Consider the following 17476-nt stretch of genomic DNA (forward strand, 5'->3'; position numbering starts at 1 on the left):
AATCGGGGCTGAGCGGAGCTTGCGGAGCGAGAGTCGAATCTGATGGAAAAACAGCTGGTTGCCGCACGGGACGGCGTCGGGCTCGCGGCACTGACCGACGACGACCGCCGCGTGCTCGACGAGCAGGGTGACGGCGCCTACGACGTCGACCCGGACGACCGCCCGGCGCTGCACTTCACGTTCGAGGTGCACCGGCTCGCGATCGTCGGTGTCGGGACCGGAGCCGTGCTCGGGTCGGTCAACTGGCACGCCATCGGCTACGGCCGCACCGCGGCCTGCACCGCGTGGAACATCGGCATCGGTCTCCTGCCCGCCGCACGCGGCAAGGGCGCGGGCGTCACCGCGTTGCGGCTGCTCATCGAGCACCTGTTCGCGACCACCGAGGTGGACCGGATCGAGGCCAGCGCCGACGTCGAGAACGTGCCGTCGCAGAAGGCGCTCCGCAAGGCGGGCATGCGGCGCGAGGGTGTGCTGCGCGGCGCTCAGCTGCGGGGCGGCAGGCGGCGCGACATGGTCGCTTTCGCGATCCTGCGGTCGGACCTGCCGGGCGCGGACTCCGCCCGCGAGATCGTCGCCGCCGTCGACGGCATCGCGCTCGGCACGCCGCTGCCCAGCGACGACGAGGTCCTGTCCGCGCGGTACGAGAGCGACTACGACCTCGACCCGGACGACCGGCCGTTGCGCCACCACCCGAACGTCGAGCGGCTCGTCGTGCTCGACCGGAAGACCGGGGAGCCGCTGGGCACGGTCAGCTGGCACGCCGTCGGCTACGGCCCGACCGCCGCGTGCGAGGCGTGGAACATCGGCCTGGCACTGGCGCCGGGCGTGCGGGGCCGCGGCGCGGGCACCGCCGCCACCCGCCTGATCGTCGAGTTCCTGTTCGCGACCACCGACATCGACCGCATCGAGGCAGGCACCGACCGGGAGAACGTGGCCGCGCAGCGGGTGCTCGCCAAGGCCGGTTTCCGGCCCGAGGGCCTGATCCGCGGCGCTCAGCAGCGTGGTGGCCGCCGCCGCGACATGCTGTCCTACAGCATGCTGCGCACGGACGTGGTCGAGGACACGGTGTCCGCACAGCGGCACGTGGTGCTCGAACGCGACGGTGTCGTGCTGGCCGAGCCGGGCCCCGGTGACCGCGAGGCGTTCTACGTCGCGGCGGGTGGCGACTTCGCCGTCGACCCGGACGACCGGCCGAGGGTGGCAGGCCCGGCGCGGACGTCGCTGTTCAGCGTGCTCGACGCGACGACCGGCGACCTGCTCGGCGGTGTGAGCTGGCACGCGGTCGACTACGGCGGCACCGTGTCGTGCTCGGCGTGGAACATCGGCATCGGCCTGCTGCCCGAGGCACGTGGCCGCGGCATCGGCACGATCGCGCAGCGCATGCTGGTCGAGCATCTGATGGCGACGACCGAGCTGGACCGCGTCGAGGCCAGCACCGACGTCGAGAACGTCGCCGAGCAGCGGGCGCTGGAGAAGGCGGGTTTCCGGCGGGAGGGCGTGCTGAGGGGCGCGCAGCTGCGTGGCGGTGTCCGGCGGGACCTCGTGCACTACGGACTGGTCCGGAGCGACCTCGGGGCCTAATCTCGTCCCATGGGTGAACTCGCGAGTAGGACTTCCGGTAACACCCACGACTACGACGTCGTGGTCGTGGGTTCCGGCTTCGGCGGCAGCGTCGCCGCACTGCGGCTCACGGAGAAGGGCTACCGGGTCGCGGTCGTCGAGGCCGGCCGCCGGTTCGCCGACGACGAGTTCGCCCAGACGTCGTGGAACCTGCGGCGATACCTGTGGGCGCCGGCGCTCGGCTGCTTCGGCATCCAGCGCATCCACCTGCTCAACGACGTGATGGTGCTCGCCGGGTCGGGGGTGGGCGGCGGGTCGCTGGTGTACGCGAACACGCTGTACCGGCCGCTGAAGCAGTTCTACGCCGACAAGCAGTGGTCCCACATCACCGACTGGGAGGCGGAGCTCGCGCCGCACTACGACCAGGCGTCGAAGATGTTCGGCGTGGTCGAGAACCCGACCGTCACCCCCGCCGACGAGGTGATGCAGAAGGTCGCGGCCGACATGGGGGTCGCGGACTCGTTCCACCCGACGCCGGTCGGCGTGTTCTTCGGCACGCCCGGCTTCGAGGTCCCGGACCCGTACTTCGGCGGCTCGGGCCCCCGCCGCACAGGCTGCACCGAATGCGGTTCCTGCATGACCGGCTGCCGCGTCGGCGCGAAGAACACGCTGGTCAAGAACTACCTGTACCTGGCGGAACAGCGTGGCGCGAAGGTCATCCCGCTGACCACGGTGACCGCGGTCCGGCCCATGTCCTCCGGCTACGCGGTCGACCTGCGCCGAACCGGCCGCCGCGCCCGCACGACGATCACCGCCGGGCAGGTGGTGCTGGCGGCGGGCACGTGGGGCACGCAGCGGCTGCTGCACGAGATGAGGGACCGGGGGGTGCTGCCGCGCCTGTCGCCCCGGCTTGGTGAGCTGACCCGCACCAACTCGGAGGCCATCGTCGGCGCGGCCCGCACGTCGGTCGACCCCCGCCGCGACTTCAGCAGGGGGGTGGCGATCACGTCGTCCATCCATCCCGACGAGAACACGCACATCGAGCCCGTCCGGTACGGCAAGGGCAGCAACGCGATGGGCCTGCTGCAGACCATCGCGACCGACGGCGCCGCCGCGACGCCGAGGTGGTTGCAGGCGGTGCGGTTCATGGTCCGGCACCCCGTGCGCACGGCGCGGCTGCTGCAGACCCACCGGTGGAGCGAACGGACCGTGATCCTGCTGGTGATGCAGAGCCTCGACAACTCGATCACCACGTACACCAGGCGCGGCCTGTTCGGCCGGCGGAAGTACGCGTCCCGCCAGGGCCACGGCAAGCCGAACCCGACGTTCATCCCGGCAGGCCACGAGGCGAACCAGCTGGCGGCCAAGCACATCGACGGGGAAGCGGGCGGCACGTGGGGGGAGATCTTCAACATCCCGCTGACCGCCCACTTCATCGGCGGCTGCCCGATCGGGGCATCGGCGGAGGATGGGGTCATCGACGCGTACCACCGCGTGCACGGCTACCCGGGGCTGTCCATCGTGGACGGCTCGGCCATCTCGGCGAACCTCGGCGTCAACCCGTCGCTGACGATCACCGCTCAGGCGGAACGCGCGTTTTCCTTCTGGCCCAACAAGGGCGAGCCCGACCCGCGCCAGGTGTCCGGTTACGAGCGACTGACCCCGGTTCCGCCGCGTTCCCCGGCGGTCCCGGAACACGCTCCGGCCGCTCTGTGGATCCGTTGAGGACGGCCGCCGGCCGATTCCGAAACAGGGACTCGAGTTGTCCACAGCCGGGGTAGTTGTCCACAATTGGGCTCGCTGGGCTTGTTTTGTCGGTGGGTGCCGGTAGACTGGCATGGCGGGACGCCCCCGGGTTCGGGTGGGGGTTGCGTGGGCAGGGCCCCGCTTCGCGGGGTCGGGCGCGGAGCGCCCTGTGCTGTTGACGGCGTGGTAATGCCCTGAAAGGCGCGTTCAGGGCGCTGGGCGTCCTGAATGGCCCATTGACGGCACTTGTTGTGCCGTGGCCTTTCGCGGCACCGGGCGGCCCCGCAGGGCGGGCCGCTGGGCGGGCCTGGACGTCGTGTCCTGAACGGCGCTTTTGGGACGTTCAACGGCCCGGGCGCGTCTTTTTGGGGCGTTGGCGGGGTGGGTGTCGCATGTGTCGGCGGGGCGAGGGCCGGTTCGTGGACGCTACGCTCGGATCGCCAGTTCACGTCGAGTTGGGGGTGCGGTTGTGGCGTTCGCTTCCAGTGGGGATCTTGCCGCCAAGGAGGAGACGTTCTCCGAGTTGGCGCCCGGGGTCTACGCGCTGACCGCTGACGGTGACCCGAACGTCGGTGCCATCGAAGGGCCCGACTTCGTCGTGTGCTTCGAGGCGCGGGCCACGCCCGTGGCGGCGCGGCGGTGGCTTGGGCGGTTGCGGGAGCGGACCGACAAACCCGTGCGCTACCTGGTGTTGAGCCACTACCACGCTGTTCGCGTGCTTGGTGCCAGTGCGTTCGGGGCCGCCGAGATCGTCACGCACACCCAGACCCGGCGCCTCATCGCCGAGCGGGGGCGGGCGGACTGGGCGTCGGAGCTGGCGCGGATGCCGCGGCTGTTCGAGGAACCGGACTCCATCCCCGGTCTCACCTGGCCGACGCTCACCTTCACCGACCGCATGGTCATCCCGCTCGGTGGGGACCGGGAGCTGGTCCTCGCGCACTGCGGGCGCGGCCACACCGCGGGCGACATCGTCGCGTGGCTGCCGCACGAGCGGATCATGTTCGCGGGGGACCTCGTCGAGGCGCGGGCCGCGTTGTACACCGGCGACGCGTTCCACAGCGAATGGGCATCGTCCACATTGGACACCGTGCAGGGGTTCGGGCCCGAGGTGCTCGTCGGGGGCCGGGGTGCGGTCGCGGCCGGGGCGGACGCGGTGTTCGCGGCCATCGCGCAGAGCAGGCACTTCCTCGACGAGCTGCGTCGCACGGTCGGTGCCGCCCATTCCGCGCGTGGCTCACTGAAGGACGCCTTCGACGCGGCGCACGACGCGCTCGCGCCCGAGTTCGGTGGCTGGCCGATCTTCGAGCACTGCCTGCCGTTCAACGTGCAGCGGTACTGGGACGAACTGGACGGCATCGACTGGCCGCGTGTCTGGACCGCGGAACGCGACCAGCAGGTGTGGGCCGCGCTCCGGGGCCAGTGATGCGGGTACTGGTCGTCGGCGCCGGTCCCGTCGGGATGACGGCGGCCCTGCTGCTGGCGCGCCGAGGTGTGCCCGTCACCGTGCTGGAGGCGGCGCCGCGCCGGGAAATGGTCGGCAGCCGCTCGATCTGCGTCCAGGGCGACGTGCTCGACGTGCTCGCGCGGGCCGGGGTCGGCACGCAGGTCGCCGACGTCGGGATCACGTGGACGCGCGGCCGCACCTACTACCGCGAGCACGTCGTCGGCGAGATCACCTTCCCCGAGGTTGGGGTGGCCGCGTTCCCGCCGTTCGTGAACACGCCGCAGACGGTCGTGGAGTTGTTGCTGGAGCAGCGGATCGCGGAGGAGCCGCTCGTCGACCTGCACTACGGCCAGGCGGTCACCGGCCTGAGCCAGGACGACGACGGCGTCTCACTGTCCACAGCGGACACCTGGTACCGGGGCACGCACTGCGTCGCGGCCGACGGGGCCCGGTCCACGGTCCGCGACCTGCTCGGCCTGCCGTTCGACGGGATGTCGTTCACCGACCGGTTCCTGATCACCGACATCCGCGCCGACCTCGGGTTCGCGCAGCCCGAGCGGCGGTTCTACTTCGACCCGCCGTGGAACCCGGGCAGACAGGTGCTGCTGCACCCGCAGCCCGGCGGCGTGTGGCGGATCGACTGGCAGGTCCCCGCCGACTTCGACCTCGAGAAGGACGACCTCGACACCCGTGTCCGCGCGATCGTCGGCGACGCGGACTACGAGGTCGTGTGGCTGTCGTTGTACCGGTTCCACCAGCGGCGGGTGCCGAGGATGCGGGTCGGCCGGGTGCTGCTCGCCGGTGACGCGGCGCACCTGATGAGCCCGTTCGGCGCGCGTGGCCTCAACTCCGGCATCGAGGACGCCGACAACCTCGCGTGGAAGGTCGCGCTGGACCGCCAGGGGCTCGGCGGCCCGGCGCTGCTCGAGTCCTACGACGTCGAACGCGGCGCGGCGGCGGCGGAGAACCTGCGGGTCACGGGCGAGACGATGCGTTTCCTGGTGCCGAGGACCCCCGAGGACCGCGCGCGGCGCCTTGACGTGCTGTCCCGCGCTGTCGACGACGAGGCGGCACGCGCGGAGATCGACGCGGGCAGGCTGGCGAGACCGTTCACGTACACGGACTCCCCGCTGACCACCTCCGGCGGCGGCCTGTGCCCGGACGCGCGGCTGATGTGGGGCGGGCGGCTGCGGGAGCTGGGTTCGTTCGTGGTGCTGACCTGCTGGTGTGACTGGCAGCCCGCCGACGAGTGGGAGCGGTCGGTCGTCGGCGACGTGCTCCCCCTCGACCAGGAGGACGACTCGGTGCTGGCCGACGCGCTGGGCCTGCGGCCGAGGCAGGCGGTGGTCGTGCGCCCGGACGGTCACGTGGCGGCGGTGCTGACCGAACCACCCGGCGGCATCGCGCCGCTGGTCACCAGGGCCCTGCGCAGGGCAACCGGGTGGTAGCCCCGCGGACCTGGCCCGGAAGGCCGCCCCCGAAAGCCACGCCACCCGCGAGGACCGGCCGCGCCGGGGTTTCACGATCGGGTGGCGGTGGACAACCTGCCCGGACCGCACACGTCTGATCATCGGGAGGTGCCGGAGTGATCGGTCGACGGCGTTTGCTCGGGGTCATGGCGCTGGGAGCGGCGGTGACGGCGTGCTCGCCCGAACCGGACGACGCGCGGCCCGGCCCGACAACGACCACCACCACGCCACCACCACCGTCCACCACGCAGGCACCCGTCCCGCCCGACTGGAAGGCGCTCCGCGCCCAGTTGCCCGGCGGGCTGGACCTGCCAGGTGACAGCGGCTACCCGGTCGCCAGCCGGTCGTACAACCCGCTCTTCGACAACCGCAGGCCCGCCGCGGTCGCGCACTGCACCAGCGTCGCCGACGTCCAGCGCTGCGTGGCCGTCGCCCGCGCGGCCAGGATGCCGATCGCCGCGCGGTCCGGCGGCCACAGCTACGCCGGGTACAGCACCCCGGACAAGGGCCTCGTGCTCGACCTGCGGCCCATGGCGGCCGTCCAGGCAGGCGGCGACCAGGCCGTGGTCGGTGCGGGGGCCCGGCTCATGGAGGTCTACTCCGCGCTCGCGGGCGCGGGTCGTGCGCTGCCTGCCGGGTCCTGCCCGACCGTCGGCGTCAGCGGGCTCACCCTCGGCGGCGGCATCGGCGTCACCACCCGCAAGTACGGCCTGACCTGCGACAAGCTCGTCGCGGCGCAGGTCGTCACCGCCGACGGCGAGCAACAGACCGTCGACGGCGGCGACCTCCTCTGGGCGCTCAAGGGCGGCGGTGGCGGCAACTTCGGCATCGTCACGTCGTTCACGTTCGCCACCGACCCCGCGCCCGGCATCACCGTCTTCTCGCTCGACTACCCGGCCGCCGCGACCACCGACGTCGTCGGCGCCTGGCAGGAGTGGATCGCCGGGCAACCCGACGAGATGTGGTCCAACTGCATCGTGTCCGCGGGTTCGCCGCCCACGTGCCGGGTCAGCGGCGCGCTCGTCGGCGACGAAGCCCGCGCCAAGGACCTGCTCCGGACCATGCCGCGCGCGTCGTCGCTGCTCATCACCGGCATGGGCTACCTCGACGCCATGCGGTACTTCGCAGGCTGCACCCAGGGCGACATCGCCCGGTGCAAACCCGAGTCGGAGGGTGGGCAGGTCGGCCGCGTGTCGTTCACCGCGTCGTCCCGGATCCTCGACACGGCCGTCGACCCGGCCGCGCTGGTGGACCTCCTGAACGGCCGCGACCGGCTCGACGTGCTGCTCGACGGCCTCGGCGGCGCCGTGTCCCGGATCGCGCAGGGCGACACCGCGTTCCCGCACCGCGACGCGCTCGCCACCGCGCAGATCTACTCGACCGGCGACGCCCAGGACGTCGCCGAGGTACGGGACGGGCTCGGGCAGCTCGCCGGACCGCACGGGTACGTCAACTACATCGACCCCGGCATGCCCGACTGGGCCACCGCGTACTACGGCGGCAACCTCCCGCGCCTGCGGAAGGTCGCCGCCACCTACGACCCCGACAAGGTCTTCGCCTTCGCCCAGTCGGTCTAGAGTTCCAGCCCGGTGAGCACCATGACACGCTCCTCGGTCAGGTCGGCCATCGCGGACCGGACGCCCTCGCGGCCGAAACCGGAGCCCTTCACCCCGCCGTAGGGCATCTGGTCGGCGCGGAACGACGGCACGTCGCCGACGATCACGCCGCCCACCTCCAGTTCGGCGCGCGCACGGAACGCCACCTGCACGTCCTTGGTGAACAGCCCGGCCTGCAGCCCGTACTTCGAGTCGTTGACCTGCGCGAACGCCTCGTCCACGCTGTCCACCACCGACACCGACAGCACCGGCCCGAAGACTTCCTCCGCCCAGACGTTCGCCTCGAAGGGCACCCCGGACAGCACGGTCGGCTCGACCGTCGCGCCGTTCCTCTTGCCGCCCGCGAGGAGCTTCGCACCGGCGGAAACGGCCTCGTTGACCCACTTCTCCACCCGCTCGGCCGCGGCCTCGTCGACCAGCGGGCCCACCTCGACGTCCGGGTCGTGCGGGTCACCGGTGCGCAGCGCGGTGACCGCGTCGAGCAGCTTGGGCAGGAACGCCTCCGCCGCCGGGCGCTCCACGATCACCCGCTGCACCGCGATGCACGACTGACCCGCCTGGTAGTTGGAGAACGTGGCGATCCGCTTGGCCGCGAAGTCCAGGTCGGCCCAGTCCGCGCACACGACCGCCGCGCCGTTGCCACCCAGCTCCAGCACGACCTGCTTGCGTGGCGCCGCGTCCATCAGCGACCAGCCGACCGGGCCGGAACCGGTGAACGACACCACCGGCAGCCTCGGGTCCTTGACCAGCGCCATCGTCTCCTCGTTGCCGACCGTCAGCACCGACCACGCGCCCTCGGGCAGGTCGGTCTCGGCCAGCAGCTCACCGAGCAGCAGCGCCGACAGCGGCGTGCGTGGCGCGGGCTTGACGATGATCGGCGCGCCGACCGCCAGCGCGGGCGCGATCTTGTGCGCGACCAGGTTCAGCGGGAAGTTGAACGGCGCGATGCCCAGCACCGGGCCGCGCGGCACCCTGCGCACCACCGCGAGCCGCCCCTCGGCGTTCGGGTCGGTGTCGAGCCGCTGCAGCTCACCGGAGAACCGGCGGGCCTCCTCGGCGGCGAACCGGAACGTCGAGATCGCCCGGTTCACCTCGAGCGCCGCCCACCGCAGTGGTTTGCCGTTCTCCGCGGTGATCGTCTCCGCGATCTCCTCGGCGCGCTCGGCGAGCCCGCGGGACACGTGGTCCAGCGCGGCCGCACGCACGTGCGCGGGCGTGGTCCGGAAGGTCTGCTCCGCGCCGACCGCCGCCGCGACCGCGCGTTCGACCTGATCGGCGCTCGGTACGCAGACGGTCGCTATCTCGTTTCCGTCGTACGGGTGGTGGACGGCGAGGGTCTTGTCACTCTGCTCGGCGCGGCCCGCGATCCAGGCAGGACGCGGGGTAGGCAGGTGCTGCTCGGTCGCGTTCATACCCCCACCGTAGTTCCATCGTGGCGGTGGGGCGCATGCGATGCTGTCGCCGTGACCGACAACTTCCACCGGCCAGTCCTCGTCGTCGACTACGGCGCGCAGTACGCGCAGCTCATCGCCCGCCGCGTGCGTGAGGCACAGGTGTACTCCGAGGTGGTGCCGCACACCGTGTCGGTGGCGGAGATGCTCGAGAAGGAGCCGCGGGCGATCGTGCTGTCCGGTGGTCCGTCGAGTGTGTACGCCGAGGGCGCGCCCGACGTCGACCCGAAGCTGTTCGACGCCGGGGTGCCGGTGTTCGGCATCTGCTACGGCTTCCAGGCGATGGCGCAGGCCCTCGGCGGCACCGTCGAGCACACCGGGGCACGGGAGTTCGGCCGGACCGACCTGGCCTCGGAGGGCGGCGTGCTGCACACCGACCTGCCCGCCAGGCACCCGGTGTGGATGTCGCACGGTGACTCGGTGACCAAGGCCCCGCCCGGTTTCTCGGTGACCGCGTCGTCGCCGGGCGCGCCGGTCGCGGCGTTCGAGGACACGCGGCGCCGGTTCGCGGGCGTGCAGTATCACCCGGAGGTGGCGCACTCACCGCACGGCCAGGAGGTGCTGCGCCGGTTCCTGCACGAGGTCGCCGGGATCCGGCCCCGGTGGACGATCGCGTCCATCGTGGACGAACAGGTCACCCGCATCCGCGAGCAGATCGGTGACGGCCGGGCCATCTGCGGGCTGTCCGGCGGTGTCGACTCGGCGGTCGCGGCGGCGCTGGTGCAACGCGCCATCGGGGACCGGCTGACGTGCGTGTTCGTGGACCACGGTCTGCTGCGGGCCGGGGAACGCGGCCAGGTGGAACGCGACTACGTGTCGGCGACCGGGGTGAACCTGGTGACCATCGACGCCCGCGAACGGTTCATGACCGCGCTCGAGGGCGTCACCGACCCCGAGCAGAAGCGCAAGATCATCGGCCGCGAGTTCATCCGCGTGTTCGAACAGGCCGAACGCGACCTGAAAGCCGAAGGCGACTACCGCTTCCTGGTGCAGGGCACGCTGTACCCGGACGTCGTCGAGTCCGGCGGCGGCACCGGCGCCGCGAACATCAAGAGCCACCACAACGTCGGCGGCCTGCCCGACGATCTGCGGTTCGAGCTGGTGGAGCCGCTGCGCGAGCTGTTCAAGGACGAGGTCCGCCGCGTCGGCCTCGAACTGGGCCTGCCGGAGACCATCGTGCACCGCCAGCCCTTCCCCGGCCCCGGCCTCGGCATCCGCATCATCGGCGCGGTCACGGCGGAGCGCCTGTCGATCCTGCGCGCGGCCGACTCGATCGCCCGCGAGGAACTGACCGCCGCCGGTCTCGACCGCGACATCTGGCAGTGCCCGGTGGTGCTGCTGGCGGACGTGCACAGCGTGGGTGTGCAGGGCGACTTCCGGACCTACGGCCACCCGGTGGTGCTGCGCCCGGTGTCCTCGGAGGACGCCATGACCGCCGACTGGACCCGCCTCCCGTACGACGTGCTGGAACGCATCTCCACCCGCATCACGAACGAGGTCGCGGAGGTCAACCGGGTGGTGCTGGACGTGACGTCCAAACCCCCGGGCACCATCGAATGGGAGTGAGACACGGGAAAGGCGCCCCTCGCGAGGGGCGCCTTTCGCCTGTCTCAGCGTTTGCCGCGTAGTGACGACGCCAGCAGGAGGATGCCCACCAGCAGCGCGCCGCCCGCCAGCAACCACGTCGGGTTGGGGATCTCGAAGGCACCGTCGGTCAGGACGAACGCCGACACCAGCAGGGTGCCGATGCCCGCGAGACCGGTCAGCAGGTCCGGGAAGCCCCGGCGGGTGTCGTTCTGGTCGCGCTCAGCCACGACGCACCTCCACGTTTCCCGTGTTCGCCTCGGCCCGCAGTTCGATCAGCAGCCCGCCCGGGCCGTCGTCGCCGAGGCTTTCGAGGTCCTCGACCTTCGAATCCAGGCCCGACTGCTCCTGGCCGAGGCATTCCACGTTGCCGCGTTCGGTCTCGCAGGTCACGACCACGTCCGCGTCCGCGGGCACGATCACCTCGACGTTGCCGACACCGGTGCGTGCCTCCAGCTCCACCTCGCCGGATGCCGCCGCGGTGGCCGGCAGCGAGGTCAGGTCGACCGTCACGTTGCCGACCGACCGTTCGTACTCGCGCTCCAGCTGTGCCAGCGTGGTCGGCTGCGCGGTCAGGTCACCCATGCCGCGGTACTCGCCGGGGCTCACGACCGTCAGCGCCAGCCCGGCCACCGACAGGGGCACCGCCAGCGCGATCAGGCCGCGGCCACCGCGCACGAACGCGCCGGCCACCATGCCGAGGCCGAGGATCGCCAGGACCACCCCCACGATGTGCTGCGGCGTGATCCACCCGCCCATCGCGAACGACATGCCGGCGGCGGCCACGAGTGCCAGCCCGACTGTCATGGTGCCGATCCGCGACCTGCGTTTCTTCGCCGGTGGCTCCGGTGGCTCCTCCGGTTCCGGCGCGGCGGGCTCTGGCAGGTCCCACGCGAACGGCGCCGCACCGAGCGGGTCCCACGCGGGCGGCGTGGTGCGGTCGTCCACCGGCGGGGGCGCGTCGACCGGCGCACCGGGCGAGGGTGTGCTCGGCTCCTCCGCCCGCGGGGTGGCGGGCGGCGGCTGCGGGGGCGTCTGCATCGACGTGGGGATCGACGTGGGCATCGACGTGGGCATCGACGTGGGCATCGACATGGTCGACGACGTGGGGGCCGACGTCATCGGTGTCGTCATCGGTGCCGCGGGCTCGACCGAGGAGCCAGAGGACCGCACCGGCCCGAGGTGGCCGCGGCTCTGGTGCAACAGGTACAGCAGCCCGCCGATCACCACGAGGCTCAGCCACGTCGGGAACGTCCCGATGGGCGAGCCGCCGAAGAACCAGCCGAACACCGGCACCAGCACGATGCACAGCAGGATGGTGAACCCGGACGACGTGGAGCTGCGGCCCTTGCCGAGCAGCGACTCCACCGGCGACGCCTCGTCGTCCTCCTCGGGCAGGAACAACCAGCCGAGCAGGTAGAAGAGGATCCCCGCGCCGCCGTAGAGGGCAGCCACGACGAACCCGACCCGCACCAGCACCGGGTCGATCCGGTACCGGTTGGCGACGCCCGCCGCCACCCCGGCGATCTTGCGGCCACGTCGCGGTCGCCGTGGCCGGGTGGCCCAGAAGTCCTTGACCGCGTCCTCGGCGCGCATCGCGCTGCCGCTGTGTCCCTGTGTCGCACTCACGACATGAAGCATGCGTCGGCACCCCGGTCCCGCACATCCGGGAATCACCCTGAACCGCACGGTCGGGGTTTTTCCCTGATGGAGCGCGCGGGGTCCCGTGTGACGATGGCACAGTGACTGTGCAGGCCGAGACACGAGAACCGGTGGTGGTGGACGCGGACCTCGAACGCGTTGCGCGCGACCAGGCCGACGACGAGATGAGGATGCGTCGCCGGCGGACCGGCCGTGCCGTCGCCGGGGTCGCGGGCGGGCTCGCCGACCACCTCGGCATCGGCGTGCTGTGGACCCGCATGGCGTTCGCGCTGCTCGCGTCGTTCGGCGGCGCGGGCGTGCTCGCCTACGGCCTGCTGTGGGTGTTCGTCCCGCAGGCACGCACCGAGCCCAAGCCCGTCGAGGTCACCGTCAAGGAGAAGCAGCAGGCCCGCGGCCTGCTCGCGATGGGCATCGGCCTCGCGGTCGGTGTCGGCGCGCTGTCCGGGATGCTCAACGGCTGGGTCGCGAGCGGCATCGCGGTCACGCTGGTCGGTGCCGCGCTGGTCTGGCGGGAGGCCGACGAGCAGCAGCGCCGCCGCTGGACCAAGTCCGGGGTGGTCGGCGCGGTCGTCGGGTCCGGCGGCCGCTCAGCGCTGGTGCGCGTGCTGACCGGTGCGGTGCTGGTCATCACCGGTATCGCCGTGTTCCTGGCCCGCAGCGTGAACCTCGACCAGATGCAGTTCGCGCTGCTCGCGGTGCTGGCCGCGCTGGTCGGCGTCGCGGTGCTGACCGTCCCGTTCTGGCTGCGGCTGGTCCGCGACCTCGGCGAGGAACGCACGCAGCGCATCCGCACCGAGGAACGCGCCGAGATCGCCGCCCACCTGCACGACTCCGTGTTGCAGACGCTCGCGTTGATCCAGAAGCAGTCCGAGGCGCCCCGCGAGGTGCTGCGCCTGGCACGCGGGCAGGAACGGCAGCTGCGCAGCTGGTTGTACGGCCCGAGCGGCTACGGCCGGGGCCGTCCCGTCGAGGGCGCGCAGGCCGGTGGCGCGGGCGGCACCGCGGAGGCGACGTCGCTGTCCGAGGCGGTCGAACGGGCCTGCGGCGAGGTGGAGGACAAGTTCGCGGTGAAGGTCCAGCACGTCGTGGTGGGTGACTGCCAGCTCGACGAGCGGCTGACCGGCCTGGTGTACGCGGCCCGTGAGGCGACGGTCAACGCCGCCAAACACGCCGGGGTCGGCGAGGTGAGCGTGTACGCCGAGGTAGAGCCGGACACCGTCGAGATCTTCGTGCGCGACCGGGGCAAGGGTTTCGACCCCGGCACGGTTCCCGCCGACCGGCATGGCCTGGCCGACTCCATCCGGGGCAGGATGGAGCGCAACGGCGGTGAGCTGCGCCTGCGGACCGCGCCCGGTGAGGGCACCGAGGTGCAGCTGCGCATGCCGCGGGTCAGTGTCGTTTCGTAGAGGGGTGTCAGCGATGGCGGAGAAGCCCGTACGGGTGTTCCTGGTGGACGACCACGGTCTGTTCCGGGCCGGGGTGCGTGCCGAGCTGGACTCCATCACCGACGAGGTCGAGGTCGTCGGTGAGGCCGGCACGGTCGGTGAGGCGGTCGCCGGGATCGCGCACAAGAAGCCGGACGTCGTGCTGCTCGACGTGCACATGCCCGACGGCGGCGGCGCCGAGGTGCTGCGCCGGTCCCGGCCGGACAACCCCGAGGTGGTGTTCCTGGCGCTGTCGGTGTCCGACGCGGCGGAGGACGTCATCGCGGTCATCCGGGCCGGCGCGCGCGGGTATGTCACCAAGACCATTTCGAGCCACGAGCTGGTCCGCGCGGTCGTGCGGGTGTCCGAGGGCGACGCCGTGTTCAGCCCGCGCCTGGCCGGTTTCGTGCTGGACGCGTTCGCCGACCGCCCCGGCGCGGCACCGATCTCCGACCCCGAGCTGGACCTGCTGACGCCACGCGAACGCGACGTGCTGCGGCTGCTGGCGCGCGGGTACGCGTACAAGGAGATCGCGGCCGAGCTGTTCATCTCGGTGAAGACGGTGGAGACGCACGTGTCGAGCGTCCTGCGCAAGACACAGCTGTCGAACCGCTACGAACTGTCCCGCTGGGCCTCGGACCGGCGGCTCGTCTGAGTGGAGCTTGCGGAGCGAACGTCGTCATCGACGGTTTGACCCTGACACGGTGTGAGGCCATAGACCTGGGTTCGTCATGTTCAGTATCGGAGACTTCGCCAGACACGGCCGCGTGTCGGTCCGCATGCTGCGGCACTACGACGCGCTCGGCCTGCTGCCGCCCGCACGCGTGGACCCGCACTCGGGGTACCGCGGGTACGAGGCCGCGCAGCTGTCGCGCCTGAACCGCATCGTCGCGTTGAAGGACCTGGGTTTCACACTGGACCAGGTCGCGTCGATCATCGACGAGAAGGTCGGTATCGACGAGCTGCGCGGCATGCTGCGGCTGCGGCACGCCGAGCTGGCGAGCCGGTTGGCCGCGGACCGGGCCAGGCTCGCGGCCGTCGAGGCGAGGCTCCGTTCCATCGAGACGGAGGGCGCCATGCCAGTCCAGGACGTGCAGGTCAAGAAGGTTCCGCCGGTGCGGGTCGCGGCGGTCAGCGGTGTCGCCGCGAGCTTCGAGCCGGGCTCCGTCGGCCCGGTCATCGGACCGCTGTACGACGAGCTGTTCGGTCTGCTGAAGGCCGCCGGGGTCGAGCCGGTCGGGCCGGGGATCGCGTACTACGAGGACGCACCGGACGGCGGGGTGCTGGTGCACGCCGCGTGCCCGGTCAACGTGGCGGCGGTCGAGGGCGCGACGGTCGTCGACCTGCCGGGCATCGAACGCGCGGCCACGATCGTGCACCACGGCGACATGGACAACGTCCTGTCGACGATCCAGACCCTGGCGACGTGGATCGAGGAGAACGGCCACACGTCGGCGGGTTACAACCGCGAGGTGTACCTGGAAGCCATGGGCGACTGCTCGACGTGGGTCACCGAACTGCAGGAACCACTGAAGTAGGACAGCCCCGGCACAACAGATGCCCTGAAAGGCGCGTTCAGGGCGCCCAGTGCCCTGAACGCGCCTTTCAGGGCGCTGGGCGCGCGCGGGCGGTCTGGACGATGCTGGTTCAATGGACCGGTGCCGCGTGGCCTCGCCAGCACAAGGGCGAGGGTGGGCGAGCACCCGACGTTTCCAAGGGGATGATGTCCGTGGCCAACCACAACATCGGCGCCGCCTGACCGCTGACGCCCGCGCGGTCATCTCCTTCTCCCCGTACAGCTCTGTCCTTCCTGGCGATCGGGAGACGCCGCGCACACGCATGCGCTCGTTTCGTCCACCCACGAAGGAAAGCAGGACCTTGATCATTTCTCTGACCACGACCGGCGCACGCAGCGGCCGGTCCCACACCGTCGAGGTCGGCGCGGTGCCCGACGGTGACGCGTTGCTCGTCGTCGCCTCCGCCGCCGGTGCGCCGCGGCACCCGGCCTGGTTCCACAACCTGGTCGCCAACCCGAGGGTCACCGTCGACGCCGGCCGGACCGCGATCGCCGTGCCCGCGGCCGCCGGGGAACGCGACCGCCTGTTCGACGTGGTGCTGGCCGCCGCCCCCGGCTACGGCGACTACCAGCGGCAGACCAGCCGGGTGCTGCCGGTCGTCGTGCTGCACCCGGAGGACCAGGACGTGGTGCGGGTCCGCGCCGCGGGCGACGAGCTGGTCGCGTTGCACGGCTGGTTCCGCGAGGAGCTGGCCGCGTTGCGTTCTGGCGCGGCCGTCGAGTTCACCGACGACCTGCGCAGCAACTGCCTCGCGTTCTGCGTCGGCCTCGAACGCCACCACATGGGCGAGGACCACGCCGTGTTCTCGTTCCTGCAGCAGCGGTTCCCCGAGCTGGGACCGGTGCTGGAGCAACTGCGCGCCGAGCACGTGAAGGTCGCGCGGCTGCGTGGTGAGCTGTCGGTGCTGGCCGCGCAGGACGGTCCCGCCCCGGCGGACTTCGACCGCCTGGACGCGGAACTGACCGCACACCTCGACCGCGAGGAGGCGCTGCTGGTGCCGCTGCTGAACGCGTTGCCGGACGTGCCGTGGCCTAAGGTCGGCTGACCGCGACGACCGGGGGCGGCGCCGGGATCCGCCTGCGCCGCACCCTGGTCAGCGCCACCCCGCCGAGCACGACCGCCATGCCGACGAGCACGTGCGGCGTCAGAGCCTCGCCGAGGAACAACGCACCCAGCAGGACGGACACGACCGGCAGCAGATAGCCGACGGTCGCCGCGTTGGTGGGCCCCTCGTCGGTGATGAGCCGGTAGTTGAGCGCGAACGCGAACCCGGTCCCGAAGATCCCGAGCACCACGACCGCGATGGCCGCGTCCCACCGCAGGTGGATCGGCGTGAACCCCGCCACGGGCAGTGCGAGCGCCATCAGCCCGGTGGCGGCGAGGATCTGCGACGCGGACAACGCGATCGGCCCGACCCCGCGCCCGGACACGAACCGTCCGATGTAGGCGAAACTGATCGCGTAACAGACCGCGGCGACGAGGATGAGCAACGCGCCCCAGCCCGCGATCTCCGCCTCCCACGGCGAGAAGATCAGCAGCGTGCCGAGGAACCCGAGCACGAGCCCGCCGATCTTCGTGGCGGACAGGTTCCGCTCGGACCGCAGCACGATCGCGATGAGCAGCACCCACAGCGGGGTCGTCGCGTTGATCACCCCGGCGACCCCGGAGTCGACGGTCTGCTGACCGACCCCGAAGAGTGTGAAGGGAATGGCGTTCCCGATCAGCGCTGCGACGGCGAGGTGCCCCCACAACCGCCGGTCCCGCGGCAGCCCGCGCCGCCCACCCCAGCAGAGCGCGACCAGGACGGACGCCCCGAGCACGAGCCGGATGAAGGTCATCTGCACCGGCGTGAAACTGGCGAGCCCCATCTTGATCCAGAGGAAGCTCGACCCCCAGAACAACGCCAACAGCCCCATGCGAACGAGCGTCGCACCACCACCACG

14 protein-coding genes are annotated in these 17476 nt (G+C 71.7%); 10 read left to right on the forward strand and 4 right to left on the reverse strand.

Going from position 1 to position 17476, the window contains the following annotated elements; translation table 11 throughout:
• Positions 1 to 42: 42 nt before the first annotated feature.
• The 5 genes from ACFPCV_RS07410 to ACFPCV_RS07430 all read left to right on the forward strand — a co-directional run bounded on the left by ACFPCV_RS07410 (position 43) and on the right by ACFPCV_RS07430 (position 7796).
• Positions 43 to 1581, forward strand: coding sequence for a GNAT family N-acetyltransferase (locus ACFPCV_RS07410; protein WP_378055293.1), 1539 nt, complete (start codon positions 43 to 45; stop codon positions 1579 to 1581).
• Positions 1582 to 1590: 9 nt separating this feature from the next.
• The gene (locus ACFPCV_RS07415; protein ID WP_378055294.1) at positions 1591 to 3285 is read left to right on the forward strand and encodes an FAD-dependent oxidoreductase; all 1695 of its coding nucleotides are present in this window, start codon (positions 1591 to 1593) and stop codon (positions 3283 to 3285) included.
• A gap of 490 nt (positions 3286 to 3775) precedes the next feature.
• Complete coding sequence (locus ACFPCV_RS07420) at positions 3776 to 4729, forward strand: MBL fold metallo-hydrolase (RefSeq protein ID WP_378055295.1); 954 nt, start codon at positions 3776 to 3778, stop codon at positions 4727 to 4729.
• On the forward strand, positions 4729 to 6198 hold the full coding sequence (locus ACFPCV_RS07425; protein WP_378055296.1) for an FAD-dependent monooxygenase: 1470 nt from the start codon (positions 4729 to 4731) through the stop codon (positions 6196 to 6198). Before ACFPCV_RS07420 ends, ACFPCV_RS07425 begins: the two co-directional genes overlap by 1 nt.
• A 137-nt stretch (positions 6199 to 6335) precedes the next feature.
• Positions 6336 to 7796, forward strand: coding sequence for an FAD-binding oxidoreductase (locus ACFPCV_RS07430; protein ID WP_378055297.1), 1461 nt, complete (start codon positions 6336 to 6338; stop codon positions 7794 to 7796).
• Here the strand turns inward: ACFPCV_RS07430 and ACFPCV_RS07435 are convergent.
• Entirely contained in the window at positions 7793 to 9247 is a 1455-nt protein-coding gene (locus ACFPCV_RS07435) for an aldehyde dehydrogenase family protein (RefSeq protein ID WP_378055298.1), read from the reverse strand. The genes ACFPCV_RS07430 and ACFPCV_RS07435 overlap by 4 nt on opposite strands.
• Positions 9248 to 9298: 51 nt before the next feature.
• Between ACFPCV_RS07435 and guaA the strand changes: the two genes are divergently transcribed.
• Positions 9299 to 10852 (forward strand): glutamine-hydrolyzing GMP synthase, encoded by a 1554-nt coding sequence (guaA, locus tag ACFPCV_RS07440; protein ID WP_378055299.1) that lies wholly within the window; start codon positions 9299 to 9301, stop codon positions 10850 to 10852.
• Positions 10853 to 10896: 44 nt separating this feature from the next.
• On the opposite strand, the gene ACFPCV_RS07445 is transcribed toward guaA, so the two are convergent.
• Together ACFPCV_RS07445 and ACFPCV_RS07450 are read right to left on the reverse strand one after the other, a co-directional pair.
• A complete protein-coding gene (locus tag ACFPCV_RS07445; RefSeq protein ID WP_378055300.1) occupies positions 10897 to 11100 on the reverse strand; it encodes a hypothetical protein in 204 nt (67 codons plus the stop codon).
• Positions 11093 to 12499 carry a PspC domain-containing protein gene (locus tag ACFPCV_RS07450; RefSeq protein WP_378055301.1) on the reverse strand — a complete coding sequence of 469 codons (1407 nt, stop codon included), beginning with the start codon at positions 12497 to 12499 and terminating at the stop codon, positions 11093 to 11095. Before ACFPCV_RS07450 ends, ACFPCV_RS07445 begins: the two co-directional genes overlap by 8 nt.
• 197 nt (positions 12500 to 12696) lie before the next feature.
• Here ACFPCV_RS07450 and ACFPCV_RS07455 point away from each other — a divergent pair, with 197 nt between their 5' ends.
• From ACFPCV_RS07455 to ACFPCV_RS07470, 4 genes are all read left to right on the forward strand, one after another.
• Positions 12697 to 13938: an ATP-binding protein gene (locus ACFPCV_RS07455; protein ID WP_378055723.1), complete on the forward strand. Its 1242-nt coding sequence runs from the start codon at positions 12697 to 12699 to the stop codon at positions 13936 to 13938.
• Between the two features lie 13 nt (positions 13939 to 13951).
• Positions 13952 to 14611, forward strand: a complete 660-nt coding sequence (locus ACFPCV_RS07460) for a response regulator (protein WP_184816056.1) — start codon at positions 13952 to 13954, stop codon at positions 14609 to 14611.
• Positions 14612 to 14687: 76 nt separating this feature from the next.
• The gene (locus ACFPCV_RS07465; protein WP_378055302.1) at positions 14688 to 15494 is read left to right on the forward strand and encodes a MerR family transcriptional regulator; all 807 of its coding nucleotides are present in this window, start codon (positions 14688 to 14690) and stop codon (positions 15492 to 15494) included.
• Between the two features lie 340 nt (positions 15495 to 15834).
• Entirely contained in the window at positions 15835 to 16578 is a 744-nt protein-coding gene (locus tag ACFPCV_RS07470; RefSeq protein WP_378055303.1) for a nitroreductase/quinone reductase family protein, read from the forward strand.
• Here ACFPCV_RS07470 and ACFPCV_RS07475 read toward each other — a convergent pair.
• Entirely contained in the window at positions 16565 to 17449 is an 885-nt protein-coding gene (locus ACFPCV_RS07475; protein ID WP_378055304.1) for a DMT family transporter, read from the reverse strand. The genes ACFPCV_RS07470 and ACFPCV_RS07475 overlap by 14 nt on opposite strands.
• Positions 17450 to 17476 lie beyond the last annotated feature (27 nt).

This window comes from Actinophytocola glycyrrhizae (assembly GCF_042653545.1).
Lineage (GTDB): Bacteria > Actinomycetota > Actinomycetes > Mycobacteriales > Pseudonocardiaceae > Actinophytocola > Actinophytocola glycyrrhizae.

What these genes read in the sequence shown, in the direction of transcription:
- ACFPCV_RS07460 (WP_184816056.1), top strand. Translation starts at nt 13,952, where the DNA reads ATGGCGGAGAAGCCCGTACGGGTGTTCCTGGTGGACGACCACGGTCTG.
- ACFPCV_RS07435 (WP_378055298.1), bottom strand. Translation starts at nt 9,247, where the DNA reads ATGAACGCGACCGAGCAGCACCTGCCTACCCCGCGTCCTGCCTGGATC.
- ACFPCV_RS07455 (WP_378055723.1), top strand. Translation starts at nt 12,697, where the DNA reads ATGAGGATGCGTCGCCGGCGGACCGGCCGTGCCGTCGCCGGGGTCGCG.
- ACFPCV_RS07465 (WP_378055302.1), top strand. Translation starts at nt 14,688, where the DNA reads ATGTTCAGTATCGGAGACTTCGCCAGACACGGCCGCGTGTCGGTCCGC.
- ACFPCV_RS07425 (WP_378055296.1), top strand. Translation starts at nt 4,729, where the DNA reads ATGCGGGTACTGGTCGTCGGCGCCGGTCCCGTCGGGATGACGGCGGCC.
- ACFPCV_RS07410 (WP_378055293.1), top strand. Translation starts at nt 43, where the DNA reads ATGGAAAAACAGCTGGTTGCCGCACGGGACGGCGTCGGGCTCGCGGCA.
- ACFPCV_RS07415 (WP_378055294.1), top strand. Translation starts at nt 1,591, where the DNA reads ATGGGTGAACTCGCGAGTAGGACTTCCGGTAACACCCACGACTACGAC.
- ACFPCV_RS07475 (WP_378055304.1), bottom strand. Translation starts at nt 17,449, where the DNA reads ATGGGGCTGTTGGCGTTGTTCTGGGGGTCGAGCTTCCTCTGGATCAAG.